The 15,014-nt window shown below is 38.7% G+C and carries 10 protein-coding genes; all 10 read left to right on the top strand.

The genetic code is table 11. From position 1 onward, the window contains the following. Positions 1 to 5 precede the first annotated feature (5 nt). On the top strand, positions 6 to 2,219 hold the full coding sequence (locus A5482_RS11490) for a nuclear transport factor 2 family protein (protein ID WP_069789855.1): 2,214 nt from the start codon (positions 6 to 8) through the stop codon (positions 2,217 to 2,219). 60 nt (positions 2,220 to 2,279) lie between these two features. Next, a complete protein-coding gene (locus tag A5482_RS11485) occupies positions 2,280 to 2,726 on the top strand; it encodes a VOC family protein (protein ID WP_069789856.1) in 447 nt (148 codons plus the stop codon). A gap of 131 nt (positions 2,727 to 2,857) precedes the next feature. Then, on the top strand, positions 2,858 to 3,448 hold the full coding sequence (locus tag A5482_RS11480) for a DJ-1/PfpI family protein (protein ID WP_069789857.1): 591 nt from the start codon (positions 2,858 to 2,860) through the stop codon (positions 3,446 to 3,448). Between the two features lie 94 nt (positions 3,449 to 3,542). Next, complete coding sequence (locus A5482_RS11475; RefSeq protein WP_069789858.1) at positions 3,543 to 5,363, top strand: AGE family epimerase/isomerase; 1,821 nt, start codon at positions 3,543 to 3,545, stop codon at positions 5,361 to 5,363. 86 nt (positions 5,364 to 5,449) lie between these two features. After that, the gene (locus tag A5482_RS11470; RefSeq protein WP_069789859.1) at positions 5,450 to 5,785 is read left to right on the top strand and encodes an STAS domain-containing protein; all 336 of its coding nucleotides are present in this window, start codon (positions 5,450 to 5,452) and stop codon (positions 5,783 to 5,785) included. 50 nt (positions 5,786 to 5,835) lie between these two features. Further along, entirely contained in the window at positions 5,836 to 7,956 is a 2,121-nt protein-coding gene (gene glgX, locus A5482_RS11465; protein ID WP_069789860.1) for a glycogen debranching protein GlgX, read from the top strand. 67 nt (positions 7,957 to 8,023) lie between these two features. Next, entirely contained in the window at positions 8,024 to 8,341 is a 318-nt protein-coding gene (locus A5482_RS11460) for an anti-sigma factor antagonist (protein WP_069789861.1), read from the top strand. Positions 8,342 to 8,655: 314 nt separating this feature from the next. Beyond that, positions 8,656 to 9,087: an ATP-binding protein gene (locus A5482_RS11455; protein ID WP_069789862.1), complete on the top strand. Its 432-nt coding sequence runs from the start codon at positions 8,656 to 8,658 to the stop codon at positions 9,085 to 9,087. A gap of 33 nt (positions 9,088 to 9,120) precedes the next feature. After that, complete coding sequence (locus A5482_RS11450) at positions 9,121 to 12,096, top strand: amino acid adenylation domain-containing protein (RefSeq protein ID WP_069789863.1); 2,976 nt, start codon at positions 9,121 to 9,123, stop codon at positions 12,094 to 12,096. Then, positions 12,068 to 15,007 carry a response regulator gene (locus A5482_RS11445; protein WP_242411899.1) on the top strand — a complete coding sequence of 980 codons (2,940 nt, stop codon included), beginning with the start codon at positions 12,068 to 12,070 and terminating at the stop codon, positions 15,005 to 15,007. Before A5482_RS11450 ends, A5482_RS11445 begins: the two co-directional genes overlap by 29 nt. Positions 15,008 to 15,014 lie beyond the last annotated feature (7 nt).

Genomic DNA, 15,014 nt, shown 5'->3' with positions numbered 1-15,014 from the left:
TATCAATGGATTATTCAAGTCGAGATCAACAAGGTAAAGTTTCTTTTTATGTACTGCTTTGGAAAAGAAAGGGTATATCGGTAGAATTATTTGATAATTATTGGAAAGATGTTCATGGTCCTGTGTGCGCTCGTTTACCAGGGCAGCATCAGTATTGGCAGTTTCATGTGGCTCATAATGAAGGGGGCTTTTGGTATATGCCCGATGATCCCATCAATACATCCGCTCCCGAAGAACAGTTTGATGGAATTGCAGAATTGACCTTTACTTCCCCTACCCAAAGAGAAACTTGGTTTAAGGCCGCTGGTATCTTGATGGATGATGAGCATAATATATTTAGTAAGGCGATCGGGTATAATACAAACCCAGGTAATTCCATTACTTATGTGGATAAAATTCCTGATGGTTGTCCGAATGGAGAGCAAGATATACTTAAGTATCATGTGATGATACGCAAGGCTGACGGGGTAGGGGTTGCTGAATTTAGAAGGTTTATGAAGGAACGTTTGGTTCCAGTTTTCTCTAGTAGCCCTCAAATTACTAAATGTCGCCTGCATCTATTTGAGGAAATTGATAGTTCTCGTCCTTCTGCAGGACAAGTAATTCATAGCGAAATACCCGGTCAACAATATCATGCTGCTTTAGAGATTGCTTTTGCCAATCAGCTAGATGCCGCTTTATTTTTAGAATCGAACTCCTATCAAAATTTAGCTCAAGAATCTCGTCCATATATTAAGGATTTTAAACCTTTTCCCCAAAGAACTGCGTATACTTTTGTTCATGATGACAAGATAACTTTGGCAGGACAAAGAAGTTCTTTTGTTGCTGATTTAATTACCCGTATCGGTGCTTCTAATCAGGTTAAACAAAATATTATTAGTTTGATGATGGGGGATGGAAAATCGGCGTATGGGGATGGGGGCAGTACTAGCGAAATTATCCCCGGAAAAAGAACTGAGTTAGTTCAGGCTTTATTTTCTCGGGGAGAGGCTTTTGATTCTCAAGGATTTATCGAATTTTTTACGGATACACCAGTATATCAGTTTGGTAATTTTGAGCCTTGCCTGGATAAGGGTGCTATTTTTGAATCCGTTAAGTATTTCTTTAGCCAAGTTTCTGCTCTGTATCATGAAATCAAAATGATGTGGGAAGTGGGCAGTACGGTTTTTGTAGAAATGGATGTGACTTATTGGCGTAAAGATGGTAGTGAAGTTACTTTACCTTGTTTTGATATTTGTCGCTTTGAGGGAGAAAAGTTAGCAGAGTTGAGGATATTTATGGATGCCAATCCTGTGGGAGATGCGAGTATTCCTATTTCTGATACTTCTTCCGTGATGACTTTGGCTAACCAACAACGTTATCAACCAGCAGATATAATGAAGCGATTCTTCATTGAAAATCCTCTCGGCAAAAAAAGAGTTTTACAAGGTCATACGCCTAAGTGGGCGATCGCAGGACCCCGTTGGTCGGCAACTGACACCCGTACCCCCTTCAACAGTGGCACCAATAACCCTCCATCAGGATTATTAGAAACTATGCCAGGACGTAAAACAGAAATCGTCACCGCCTTATTTGCCCGAGGAGAGGCTTTTGACTCCCAAGGATTTACCGAGTTTTTTGTGGATAATCCTGTGTATCAATTTGGTAATTTTGAACCTTGCCTAGATAAGGGTGCTATTTTTGAATCCGTTAAGTATTTCTTTAGCCAAGTTTCCGCCCTATATCATGATATTAAAATGATGTGGGAAACGGGAAACACAGTTATTGTGGAAATGGATGTTATGTATTGGCGTAAAGACGGGAGTTTAGTGACTCTACCCTGTGCTGATATTTTCCGCTTTGAAGGGGAAAAAGTTGCTGAACTAAGGATATTTATGGACGCTAACCCTGTGGGTAATGCCAGTATTCCCGTTAGCGATACTTCTTCTATCATGACTCTCAAAGAAGGTTCTCGATATAAATCAACTGATGTGATGAAGAAGTTTTTTACCGAACATCCCCAAGGACAAGAAAGAGTCAGACAAGGGTTTGTACCAAAATGGGCGATCGCCGGTCCCCGTTGGTCTGTCACTCCCGAAAACCAATATATTCCCATTTCTAACAATAACGGTCATGATAACGGTAATAACAATTTTAATTGGCAACAACTGAGAAATTACCTTAAAGGATTAAATATAAGTGACTTAGTCCAAATGTTGTCATCAGAGGAAAACCCCTGAGAGCAACAGGAGAATCCACCACAAAATGAACCAATCTCACCTCAACCACCCTCCCTCAATATGATAGAAAGAATTTTTCACTTTAATATCAACTGTAGCAACCTTGAGCGTGCTTTGGACTTCTATAAAAAATTAGGGTTTCAAGTAATTCTCGATTTTGGAGAAGGGATGGAAAGTAAAGAGATGGCTCAAGCTTTTGGTATGGAAGTAGCAGACATCAGAGGAGTTCATCTCCGACTAGGCAATAATCCTAGCGCAACCCGTATAGATCTTTTGGAATTTAAAAATCCTACTCCCACAGGACAACCATATCCCCATCTATATCACACAGGGATAGCTCGGATGTGTCTAAAAACCACTGATATTGAGGCTGACTATCAAAACTTAAAAAATCAGGGTATTGAATTTATTTCGGAACCTAAATTACTGCCCGGTACTACTGTAAAAATTGTTTGCTTTAAAGATCCTGACGGTACTTTTATCGAGCTACTAGAAGGAGATTTTTAGCATAAATAAACTCCCACGATTTTCAGAAAGGATTAAGAATTGTTAAATTCTACCCTTCAAAATATGGGAGTTCACTAGAATTCCAACAATAATACTTTTCAACCGTAAACATAGAGAGCTATTTTCTAAAAATGTCTAAAGGAAAAATTGGTGTAATTATAGAAGAACATTTCGACGCAACTGAATATAAGCGTTTTAATGAATTCTTCCCCGAGCATGGTTATGAAGTAGAATATATTTCTCATTTATGGGGTAATGAGTCTCTCAAATTTGGCTCTAACCCTGAAAATGATGTTATCGAATTTCACGCCACTGTCACCACAGAAATTAATGATGTTAAGCCTTCGGACTATAAAGGTGTTATTTGCATCGGAGCTTATGCCATGGATCGATTACGCTATCAAGTAAGCGTAAAAAAGGGTCAAAAAAATACAGCTCCAGCGGTAGAATTTTTAAGAAAAGCTGTAAATGAAAATCAGGTTAAATTAGGAACAATTTGCCATAGCCTTTGGTTATTTTGTGCAGATCCTGATTTACTAAAAGGTAAAAAAGTCACCTGCGCCCATAATATTATTTGTGATGTGGAAAATGCAGGGGGTGATGTGGTCTATGAAGGAGATGTTACTGCTGATTTAGTTATTGATGGCAACTTAATTACAGGAAAACATCCGGGAGTTGTTGATCAATTTTTAGACGCTTTTTTAGCAGAAATGGACAAGTAATAAATTTGCAAAAAAATATCCCATGAACTTAATTTTGAGATAGCCTTACTTTAAGTTAAACATAGAATTATCAACCTGAAACTAAAACGAAAAAATGACCCTTTCCATTAATTTTCCCTTCTCTGATTTAATCGCTGGCTATGTTACTAGCCATGATTCCTCCGATGACTCTTTCACCCTTAAAACTTCTGATGAAAGAGAATTTAAAGTGAAAATCAGTGCCATGGCTTATGCAAAATTAATTCAAAATTTTGATGAGGCCTATCCTGATGCCACTGGTAATATGCGTTCAATGTTAGAGGTTGGGCGCTTTTTGTTTGTTTACGGTGTTTTTTATCCTGATAGTGAGTATTTTGATGCTAAACAAATCGTTTTTGCTGGACGCAAGAAAAATGATTTTGTCTTTGAGAAACAAAATTGGTGGGTAAACCAAATCAATGCTTTGGGTAAGTTTTATCTTAAGGCTCAATTTGGGGAAGGAGAATTTAATTATCGTAATTATAGAACTTCTCTTTCCATTAGTGGGATTCAGTCAGAAACCAGTTTCCGTCAAGAAACTGATACTATCTCCCGCTTGGTATATGGTTTTGCTACCGCTTTTATGATGACGGGGAATGATAGCTTTCTCAAAGCAGCCGAAAGGGGTACTGAATATTTGCGGGAACATATGAAATTTGAGGATCTCGATGAAGGGATTGTTTATTGGTATCATGGTATTGATGTTAATGGCGATCGCGAAGAGAAAATTTTCGCCTCAGAATTTGGTGATGATTACGACGCAATCCCTGCCTATGAGCAAATCTATGCCCTAGCAGGACCCATCCAAACCTACCGTTGTACGGGGGATCCCCGCATCATGGATGACACGGAAAAAACCATCAAACTGTTTAACGAATTTTTCCTTGATAAAGGGGAACATGGCAGTTACTTTTCCCACCTAGACCCCATCATGTTAGATCCCCTCAGTGACACCCTAGGACGCAATAAGGGACGGAAAAACTGGAACTCCGTGGGGGATCACGCTCCTGCCTATCTTATCAATCTCTGGCTCGCAACGGGCAAACAAGAGTATGCAGATATGCTCGAAGACACCTTCGATACCATCACAAAATACTTCCCTGATTTTGAAAATAGCCCCTTTGTACAGGAGAAATTTTATCAAGATTGGACTCCCGACAAAACTTGGGGATGGCAACAGGACAGAGGAGTTGTAGGGCATAACTACAAAATTGCATGGAACTTGATGCGGATGCAAAGTCTCAAGTCAAAAGATGAATATGTAGAACTTGCTAAGAAAATTGCCGACTTGATGAATGAGCATGGGAGCGATCGCCAGCGGGGTGGATGCTATGATGTAGTAGAAAGAATAGTACCCGAAGGAGAAAAATACCATCGTTACGTATGGCATGATCGCAAACCTTGGTGGCAACAAGAACAAATGATCCTCGCCTACTTCATCCTTGCAGGGGTACTAGATGATCAAGACTATCACCGCCTTGCTCGTGAATCTTCCGCCTTTTATAATGCGTGGTTCCTAGATTTAGAAGACGGTGGGGTATATTTCAACGTTCTTGCCAACGGTATCCCCTTCCTCGCAGGGGGTAACGAAAGAGGCAAAGGAAGTCACTCCATGAGTGGTTATCACTCCTTTGAATTGTGCTACCTCGCCGCCGTTTATACCAATCTTTTGGTAGTTAAACAACCTATGGACTTCTACTTTAAACCTATCCCTGGGGGATTTGAAGACGATATTCTCAGAGTATCCCCTGACATTCTTCCCCCGGGTAGTATCAAAATTGCCAAAGTAGAAATTGATGGTGAACCCTATAACAACTTTGATGCCGATGCCTTGACGGTAAAATTACCCAAAACTGATAGCCGAGTCAAAGTAAAAGTAACCATAGCCCCCGCATAAATGATTTTGATGACAGGTATTTTGCCTGTCATTTTTTCTTATTATCAAAAATCTTTCTTGTCCAACAAACTATTAGACCCAGCATAATGGAAATAAATATTACCCAAAAAGATAATCTACAAATAGCCACTATAAAGGGAGATATTGATTCCTCCGTCGCCTCCGAAGTCACAGAAACCATAGTTCCTTTGGTTACCGAAAATGCCAAAATCATCCTTGACATGACAGAGGTGGAGTATATGTCCAGTGCAGGATTGAGGATTTTACTTTCTACCCACCGACAGGCTACCGCCAAAGAAGCAAAATTAGTTTTGGTAGGACTATCAGAAGACATCAAAGACACTATGTCTGTCACGGGATTCCTCGACTTTTTCACTGTCAGTGATTCCATTGATGATGCCAAAAAACAACTAGAAGGTTGATGATTTACTCAAAATTATCCCCATAGCAAAAATTAATAACAAAAACAAAAATGCAAAGAATTGATGTCCACCCAACCCATACCCATGGGCAATTTAAACTAAGAAGAGGAAATCCCGCTCCTTTTGGAGCAACCTTTGTACCGGGGGGAGTAAATTTTTCTATTTTCTCTAGTCATGCCACCTCCTGCACTTTGGTTTTATTTGAAAAACACGCCCCAAAACCCTTTGGAGAGATACCCTTTCCCGATGAGTTTAGAATAGGCAATGTTTACTCGATGATTGTCTTTGATCTCGACTATGAAGACATTGAGTATGGCTACCGTATGGATGGACCGAATAGTTTCCAAGAAGGTCAATGGTTTGATGAAAGTAAAATATTACTAGATCCCTATGCCAAAATTATTGGCGGACGGGATGTGTGGGGTACTCCCCCTGACTGGGATGATATATACCATCACCGAGCGCGCATAGCCTTTGATGATTTTGACTGGGAAGACGATCGCCCCTTAGAAATTGCCCCAGAGGATCAAATTATCTATGAAATGCACGTCCGTAGCTTTACCAAACATGAATCTTCAGGGTTGAAAGAAAGCCATAGAGGCACTTTTGCTGGAATTCGGGATAAAATTCCCTACCTCAAAGAATTGGGAGTAAATGCCATCGAACTGATGCCTGTGTATGAATTTGATGAATTTGAAAATAGTCGTCCTAGCCCCACCACAGGGGAAACCCTCTATAACTACTGGGGTTATAGTACCGTAGGCTTTTTTGCTCCCAAGGCGGGGTATGCCGCTACGGGTAAATTCGGCATGCAAGTGGACGAACTCAAAGCCCTAGTCAAAGAATTTCATAAAAATGACATGGAAGTAATCCTTGACGTGGTCTTTAACCACACTGCTGAAGGCAACGAAAGGGGCCCGACTATCTCCTTCCGAGGCATTGATAACAAAACCTATTACATGCTCACCCCTGAAGGCTACTATTATAACTTTAGCGGTTGCGGTAATACCCTTAACTGTAATAACCCCATCGTCCGTGGTATCGTCCTCGACTGTCTCCGTTATTGGGCTTCAGAGTATCATATTGACGGGTTTAGATTTGACCTTGCCTCTATTTTAGGTAGAGATCCTTGGGGCGCCCCTTTGGCAAATCCTCCCCTCCTTGAAACCCTTGCCTTTGACCCCATTCTGGCAAAATGCAAATTGATTGCCGAGGCTTGGGACGCAGGAGGTTTATATCAAGTGGGCTCATTCCCTGCCTATGGAAGATGGGGAGAGTGGAACGGGAAATATCGAGATACCATTCGTAAGTTTATCAAAGGTGATACTACTGTAGGGGAAATGGCTCAACGGTTACAGGGTTCTCCAGACCTCTATGCGGGGGCTGGTCGGGCGCCTGCTACTTCTATCAACTTTATCACTGCCCATGATGGTTTTACCCTTATGGACATGGTTTCCTATAACGGGAAGCACAACGAAGCTAACGGGGAAAATAATAATGATGGTAGTAATGATAATGATAGTTGGAACTGTGGTTGGGAAGGGGAAACTGACAACGAATATATTAACGCCCTTCGTCATCGCCAAATCAAAAATGCGATCGCCCTGTTGATGGTATCCCAAGGAGTACCCATGATATTGATGGGGGATGAAATGGGACGCACCAAATACGGTAACAATAATACCTATTGTCACGACAACGAGTTAAACTGGGTTAATTGGGATTTACTAAAGAAAAATGACGATATTTTTCAGTTTGCCAAAAACTGTATCAATTTCCGTAAAGCCCATCCCGTCTTGAGAAATACTTGGCATTTCCAAAACCGTGACTATATGGGTAGTGGCTATGCCGATATTTCTTGGCATGGTACCCAGGCATGGAACGCCGATTGGTCGGAGGATGCCAAAGCCCTCGCCTTTATGTTGTGTGGTAAACACGCTAAAGGTGGCACCGTAGAGGATAATTACATCTATGTTGCCATGAACGTTTATTGGGATGCCCTCTGGTTCGAGATTCCCCAACTTCCTCCAGGACTTCAATGGCACGTATTTGCTAATACGGCGATGCCTTCCCCCGAAGATAGTTGGACTCCCGGTTCTGAACCTGTATTACAGGATCAATACGGTATGCTTGTGGGCGATCGTTCCACGGTGATTCTTGTGGGCAAATAATTGACAAACCACCCTCTGTGACCCAAAATCAACCAAATTTTAATAATAACTACAGGAGTTTTAACCCATGGCTTTAGATTTGACTTTAACTATTGATAATGATGTAGCAAAAATTACCCTCGTGGGAGAATTAGATGGTAGCAATGCTAGTGATTTTAAAACCAAAATTGAAGAAGCTGCCGCCTCCGAACCCAAAAAATTAGTGCTTGTGATGAATGATTTAGAATTCATGGCCAGTGCAGGTTTACGAGTCTTAGTTTTTTCTAAGCAAAAAATGGGAGCCGGAGTTGATGTTTATGTAGTTGGTGCCGATGAAATGATCACCGAAACCATCGAAAAAACGGGTTTACATCACAGTTTAATTATTCAGGAAACCTTTGCATAATTAATTTATACGAAATCCGTAAATTAAAGTAAAAGTTCAATTTATTGAACCATCAGCCCTTATTCATTAGACAGTGGAAGATGATCAACTTTATCCACCGGATTTGCTATTATTATCCATGGGGAAAGAAAGATTTTTAATCCTACTTTCTCTATGGTTTTAACAGTTACTGACAATAGTTAATGCGGGTTGGACAGAACAACTCTTAATATAAATAGGTTTTCGGCTTTAGGTTCTTGTTTATCCCTATTTAATGAGATTTGTAAAGTAACGGAGTTTGCAGTAAAAAAACCATCTCTACTTCTATAAAAGTCATGATCGAAACATTAACCGTTCCCGCTCACTTAGATTCCCTCAAACCCATTGCAGAATATGTCATGAAAGTTGCAAAAATGGCAGGGTTAGACAAAAAATCTATGTATAAGTTACGATTAGCGGTAGATGAGTTAGCGACCAATATTGCTAATTATGCTTATGCCGATGATCATGACGACAAAAAAGATATATCATTAGAATCAAATATTTCTCAAGATTCTTTGATAATTACCATTAAAGATAATGGTATTCCTTTTAATCCCACCAATAAAATAGATGCGGAAATGGAGGTAGTGCAAAAACCCATAGAAGAACGCAAAATAGGTGGTTTAGGAATTTTTCTCGCCTTTGATGGGGTGGATGATTTTTCTTATCAGAGGGTTGCTCAACAAAATATTAACACTTTAACTGTGTATCATCACAGGGATTAAGTGTAACCTATTAAAAACAATACTTTTTTCATAATGGCTGTTAATCAAAGGATTCAAGATTTTTTTCAAGAAATTGTGTGCCAATACCCCCAGAAAATAGCACTTTTGACCCATGATGAGCAGTTAACCTATGAGCAGTTAAATATAAAGTCTAATCAGTTAGCCCATTATTTGAGAACTTTGGGTATTGGTTCTCAAGAGGATATGTTGGTGGGGGTATGTTTGGAGAGGAAAGCCAGTTTAATTATCTCCCTATGGGCTATTTTTAAAGCAGGGGCGGGGTATGTTCCCCTTGACCCCTATTATCCTCAAGATCGTTTAAGGTTTATGGTGGAGGATTCTGGGTTGTCGGCCATTATTACAGAAAATGCCTTTACCCATTTATTCTCAGGGGATGGGGTTCATTTAGTGAATGGGGATGAAGATAATTTTTCCTCTTTTTCTGTAGAGAATCCTTCTCCTAGGTCCTTGGAGCATAATTTAGCCTATGTTATTTATACTTCAGGTTCTACGGGTATCCCCAAAGGAGTAGAAATTGAACACCGCAATACGATCGCATTTATCCAATGGGCGATCGCCTTTTTTAGCTCTGAAGAATTAGCAGGGGTATTGGCCTCTACTTCTGTTTGTTTTGATTTATCAGTATTTGAAATCTTTGTACCTTTGAGCGTGGGGGGTACCGTTATTTTGGTGGATAATATTCTTCATCTGCCTGATTCTCCCCATAGAAATAAAGTTACCCTCATTGATACCGTACCTAGTGCGATCGCCTCTTTAACTAAAATTAAAGGTATTCCTGACTCCGTAAAAACCGTTAACTTAGCAGGGGAAGCCCTTACTAATAATATTGTTCAGGAAGTTTATAAATTTGATCATGTAGAAAAAGTTTATAATCTCTATGGACCTTCTGAGGATACGACATATTCTACCGTCTCCCTCATTCCGAAAGGTTTTGATGATGTTCCTCCCATTGGAAAACCTATTAGTCAAACCCAAGCCCACTTACTTGATAGCAACTTACAACCCGTCGAAAAAGGCATTATTGGTGAGATTTATTTAGCAGGGGCAGGAATTACTCGCGGATACCGTCATCGCCCCGATTTGACGGCCGAGAGATATTTAAGCAATCCCTTTGAGGAAGATAGTACATCAAAAATGTATAAAACAGGGGACTTAGCAGTTTATTTACATGATGGACAGTTGAAATTTGTCGGACGACAGGATCAGCTAGTTAAATTTAGGGGTTTTAGGGTTGAATTGGGAGAAATTGAAGCTGTATTGACCAAGTATCCCCTTGTAGAAAGATCAGCGGTAACACTACATCATTTTACCGATGATGACCAAAGATTAATTGCTTACCTGACTTTAAAAGAAACCAGCGATCGCAAAGAAACTTTGACAGATATTCGTGAATATTTAACTCAAAAACTTCCTCCCCATGAGGTGCCAGGAGGATTTATGGTTCTAGAAAAACTACCCGAAACTCTCAACGGTAAAATAAATCGTCGTGCATTACCCACCCCAGAGCGTCACTTACTTTGGGATAATTCTCAACATTCTACCTATGCGGCTCCTCGCAATGGTATCGAAGAGAAATTAGTACAGATGTGGCAATCTGTTTTAAAAATTGACTCTATCGGCATTGAGGATGATTTTTTTGATTTAGGAGGTAGTTCTCTCAGTGCGATCGCCCTTATCCACGATATAAACACTGAATTTAATACTAATATCTCTTTAGGAGTATTCCTAGAAAGCTCAACCATTTCCTGCTTGAGCAAAAACATCGAACAGAAAAACGACTTATCCTTAACAGAACAAAGAAATCAAACCCTAGAAATAGATACAATCCTTCCAGACGATATTTATCCCCAAACTCCCTTTAACTATTCCAAAACCTACCATAACGCCCTTCTCACTGGAGCCACAGGCTTACTAGGTTCTTACTTATTAGCAGACTTACTGAACAATACCAACTATCAAATCTATTGTCTGGTTAGGGCAAAAGACCAAGAACAAGCCTTACAAAGAATTCAAGCCAAACTAGAAAAAAATGATCTTTGGCAACTTTCTTGGCAATCCAGAATTATCCCCCTAGTGGGTGACTTGGCCAAAACATCTTTGGGTTTAACTGACCAACAAGTAAAGTTTCTTGGTCAAAATATTGACCTAATTTATCATTGCGGTGCTTGGGTAAATATTGTTTATCCATATTCTTCCATGAGAGGTGCAAACATCGAGAGTACCAAAGAAATTATTAAGTTAGCTTGTCAATATCACCCAAAACCTATTTTTTATATCTCTACCACCGATGTTTTTTCTTCCCACGACATCAGGAAAATATCCTTCAATCAACAGCCAGACGGGGATGATCTGTGTGGGGGATATGCTCAAACGAAATATGTAGCTGAAGAATTATTGCAACAAGCCCAAAAAAGAGGATTGCCAGTAACAGTCTTTCGTCCTAGTAATATCATTAATCATCGTGAGTCGGATCCTAACATTGTTACAGAATTTATACCCCGAATGTTCCAAGGTTGTTTACAATTAAATTTATTCCCCCGAGTAAATGCGATCGTTAATTTAGTTCCTGTTGATTATGTGAGTCGAATGATAGTACACCTATCTAAAGAATCATCATTTTTTAATCAAACATTTAATATTGTTAATCCGAAACCAGCCTATTTCTCCGATATTTTGCAGTGGTTAAAAAAGAAAAACTACCAATTTTCCATTGTTGATCATCAAGAATGGGTTGATACTTTGGAAAAGATGGTTAAAACGGGAATAAATAACTCTTTGACTCCCTTTGTTAGTTTGCTTCATTTTGAGAATTTTTTACAAAGATCCCTCGGTTCTTTTGAATTTGAAGATAATCAAACTTTACAAGAAATATACTTACAAGTACCTTGTCCCCCAGTAGATGAAAAACTTTTAGATATTTATTTCAATCACTGTATATCCCATTCTTTAACTCAAATCGATGAAATTCAAAAAAGAAGAAACTCCTAAAAAATGTACGGCTATGAAAAGGTTTAATCGCTCCCTTGGTCAAATTACCATGACTAAAACAATCATTGGCGTGGGAGCTATCACACTTATTTTTAATGGGATAGGATATTTTTATCTTCGTCATCTGATTAGGGATAGTATCCTTGGCTATGTGACCAGAAATACGGACATTGTAGTTCAAAGAGAAAGTCAAATTTTTATTGAAGCAGAAAAAAATAATCAAATATTAAAAGATAGACTGATTCAAGAGATCAACACAATTAACCCTGATAATCTCCAACTTTTCGATGAAATAGTCGAAAGAAGAGAAGACGGTACCATCAGAAATGTTCTTCCTCTAAATACATTAGATACCCCTGGAGTGTTTTTGGGTACCAATGTTGATATTGATGAGGAGATGAGAGATAGAGTTGTTAAATTTTTTGATAATGTGCGATCGTATGGTTTAGCATGGCAAAAAACTTTTGTAAATACTTATATTCACATTCCCGAAAATGGCATTGTTATTTATATGCCTAATTATCCTTGGACTGAGGAAGCAGAAGCTGAAAAAATTATCACCACAGACGAATCTTTTCAAATTAGTACTCCAGAAAATAACCCCGAAAGAGAAACTGCTTGGACAAGAATTTATTATGATGCAACTCAAGCTGACTGGATGGTTTCCAGTGTTACTCCTATCGATAACGCTCAAGGTGAACAAGTTGGTAATATCGGTCATGATATTTTAATTGGGGAATTACAAGAAAGAACCATTAATGATGCTATAGAAGGTACTTATAATGTTATTTTTGACCAAAAAGCAAGATTAATTGTTCATCCTCAACTACTAGAAAGGATTCAAGAAGCGGAAAGTCGAGATAATGTTACTGAAGCGGAATTAGATAGTATTGGTAATACCTATGATTTAGATTTTTTCCTGAAATTAATGGATGAAATTGATCCTGATCAAAAAATTAATGGCACTGTTAAAATCCATAATCAAACTAACAAGGAATATTATATTGTTAGCCAAATAGAAGGTCCTGATTGGTACTGGGTAACGGTCGTACCAGAATCTTGGGTTGGTAATCAAGTCTTTATTGTCACTAGAACTTTAATTTTGGTTGGTATATTATCTCTGACAGTAATCATTTTGATCATTTCTTCTTTAATTCGGAATGATATTGAAAAACCGATTAATGATTTAATGTACGCGACAGAAACTGTCGCCCAAGGAAATTTAAAGTATCAAATGAGTATTAACCGTCGTGATGAATTAGGTCATTTGGGTTATTTATTCAATCAGATGGCTGAAAAATTAAGAGACTCTTTTGATTCTTTAGCAAAAACCAACGAAGAGTTAGAAATTAGGGTCAAAGAGCGTACCCAAGAACTAGAAGAGGCGAAGGAGTTAGCAGAGGAAGCCAATCAGGCAAAAAGCTCTTTTCTGGCCAATATGAGCCATGAGTTACGTACCCCTCTCAATGCCATTATTGGTTATGGAGAACTTTTGCAAGAGGAAGCAGAAGAGATGGAAGAAGATGATTTTGTGGAGGATTTAAAGAAGATTCAGGGAGCAGGAAAACATCTGTTGGGCTTAATCAATGATATTTTAGATATTTCCAAGATTGAGGCAGGAAAGATGGAGCTTTACCTTGAAGAGTTTAAAGTATCTTCTGTTATTGCGGATATTATGTTGACGATTCAGCCTTTGATTGAAAAAAATAATAATACCCTTGAAGTCAATTATCCTGATGATTTGGGTTCTATGGTGGGTGATGTGACTAAAATTCGTCAAAATATGTTCAATTTATTGAGTAATGCCAGTAAGTTTACTGACCATGGAGTAATAACCATGACCATTAATAAATATCAAATAGAGGGGCAAGATTGGATTTTCTTTGAAGTTAAGGATACTGGTATTGGTATGACCCCTAAGCAACAAGCTAAGTTATTTGACGCCTTTTCTCAGGCTGATGCTTCTACGACGAGAAAATATGGTGGCACGGGTTTAGGATTAACTATTACTAAAAAATTCTGTGAAATGATGGGAGGATATATTGATTTGGACAGTGAAGAAGGAGTAGGAACGACTTTTACTATTCACTTACCTGCAGTGGTTCAAGATATTAAAAAGTCTGAGGTAAATGTGGAGGAAATTATTAATCAATCTGTAGAGGGGAACGAACATTATAAACATATCTTAATTATTGATGATGATGTTACTACCCACGATGTGATTCAGGGTTATCTCAAGAATGAAAACTTTACCATTACTGCAACTATAGATCCTGAACGGGGCTTAGAGTTAGCTAGAGAATTGATGCCTGATGTGATTATTTTAGATGTGATTATGCCCAAAATGGATGGCTGGTCTGTTTTAACAGAATTAAAAGCTGATCCTGAGTTGACTCATATACCCGTGATTATGGCTACAATTGTTAGCGATCGCAGCATAGGTTATACCTTGGGAGCGACAGACTATATTACTAAACCTTTGAATCAGGTCAAACTTAAAAATATTCTCAATAAATATCAGTCTTCCTCCGAAAATATAGTTATGGTTGTGGACGACGATGAAGGCACAAGAAGAATGATGCGTCGTTTACTAGAGAAAGAAGATTGGCAAGTCATAGAAGCTGAAGATGGTGAAGATGGTATAAAAAAAATAAAATCACAAATTCCAAAGTTAATCTTATTAGACTTGATGATGCCAAAAATCGATGGATTTCAATTTATTAATATTTTACGTGAAAATCCAGCGTGGAATGATATACCTGTTATAATTGTTACGGCAAAAGATCTTGATGATGAAGATCGCCAAAAGCTTAATTCTCACGTACAAGATATTATTCAAAAAGGTGATTATGACCGCCAAGTTTTACTTAAGGAAATGCGTCGTTTAATCAGTCATGTCACTACCAATTAACATCTCA

Source organism: Cyanobacterium sp. IPPAS B-1200, from assembly GCF_001747005.2.
GTDB lineage: Bacteria > Cyanobacteriota > Cyanobacteriia > Cyanobacteriales > Cyanobacteriaceae > Cyanobacterium.
The sequence above is the reverse complement of the archived record's forward strand: the minus strand, read 5'-3'. Positions and strand labels throughout refer to the sequence as shown.

What these genes read in the sequence shown, in the direction of transcription:
- A5482_RS11490 (WP_069789855.1), top strand. Translation starts at nt 6, where the DNA reads ATGGATTATTCAAGTCGAGATCAACAAGGTAAAGTTTCTTTTTATGTA.
- A5482_RS11485 (WP_069789856.1), top strand. Translation starts at nt 2,280, where the DNA reads ATGATAGAAAGAATTTTTCACTTTAATATCAACTGTAGCAACCTTGAG.
- A5482_RS11480 (WP_069789857.1), top strand. Translation starts at nt 2,858, where the DNA reads ATGTCTAAAGGAAAAATTGGTGTAATTATAGAAGAACATTTCGACGCA.
- A5482_RS11475 (WP_069789858.1), top strand. Translation starts at nt 3,543, where the DNA reads ATGACCCTTTCCATTAATTTTCCCTTCTCTGATTTAATCGCTGGCTAT.
- A5482_RS11470 (WP_069789859.1), top strand. Translation starts at nt 5,450, where the DNA reads ATGGAAATAAATATTACCCAAAAAGATAATCTACAAATAGCCACTATA.
- glgX (WP_069789860.1), top strand. Translation starts at nt 5,836, where the DNA reads ATGCAAAGAATTGATGTCCACCCAACCCATACCCATGGGCAATTTAAA.
- A5482_RS11460 (WP_069789861.1), top strand. Translation starts at nt 8,024, where the DNA reads ATGGCTTTAGATTTGACTTTAACTATTGATAATGATGTAGCAAAAATT.
- A5482_RS11455 (WP_069789862.1), top strand. Translation starts at nt 8,656, where the DNA reads ATGATCGAAACATTAACCGTTCCCGCTCACTTAGATTCCCTCAAACCC.
- A5482_RS11450 (WP_069789863.1), top strand. Translation starts at nt 9,121, where the DNA reads ATGGCTGTTAATCAAAGGATTCAAGATTTTTTTCAAGAAATTGTGTGC.
- A5482_RS11445 (WP_242411899.1), top strand. Translation starts at nt 12,068, where the DNA reads ATGAAATTCAAAAAAGAAGAAACTCCTAAAAAATGTACGGCTATGAAA.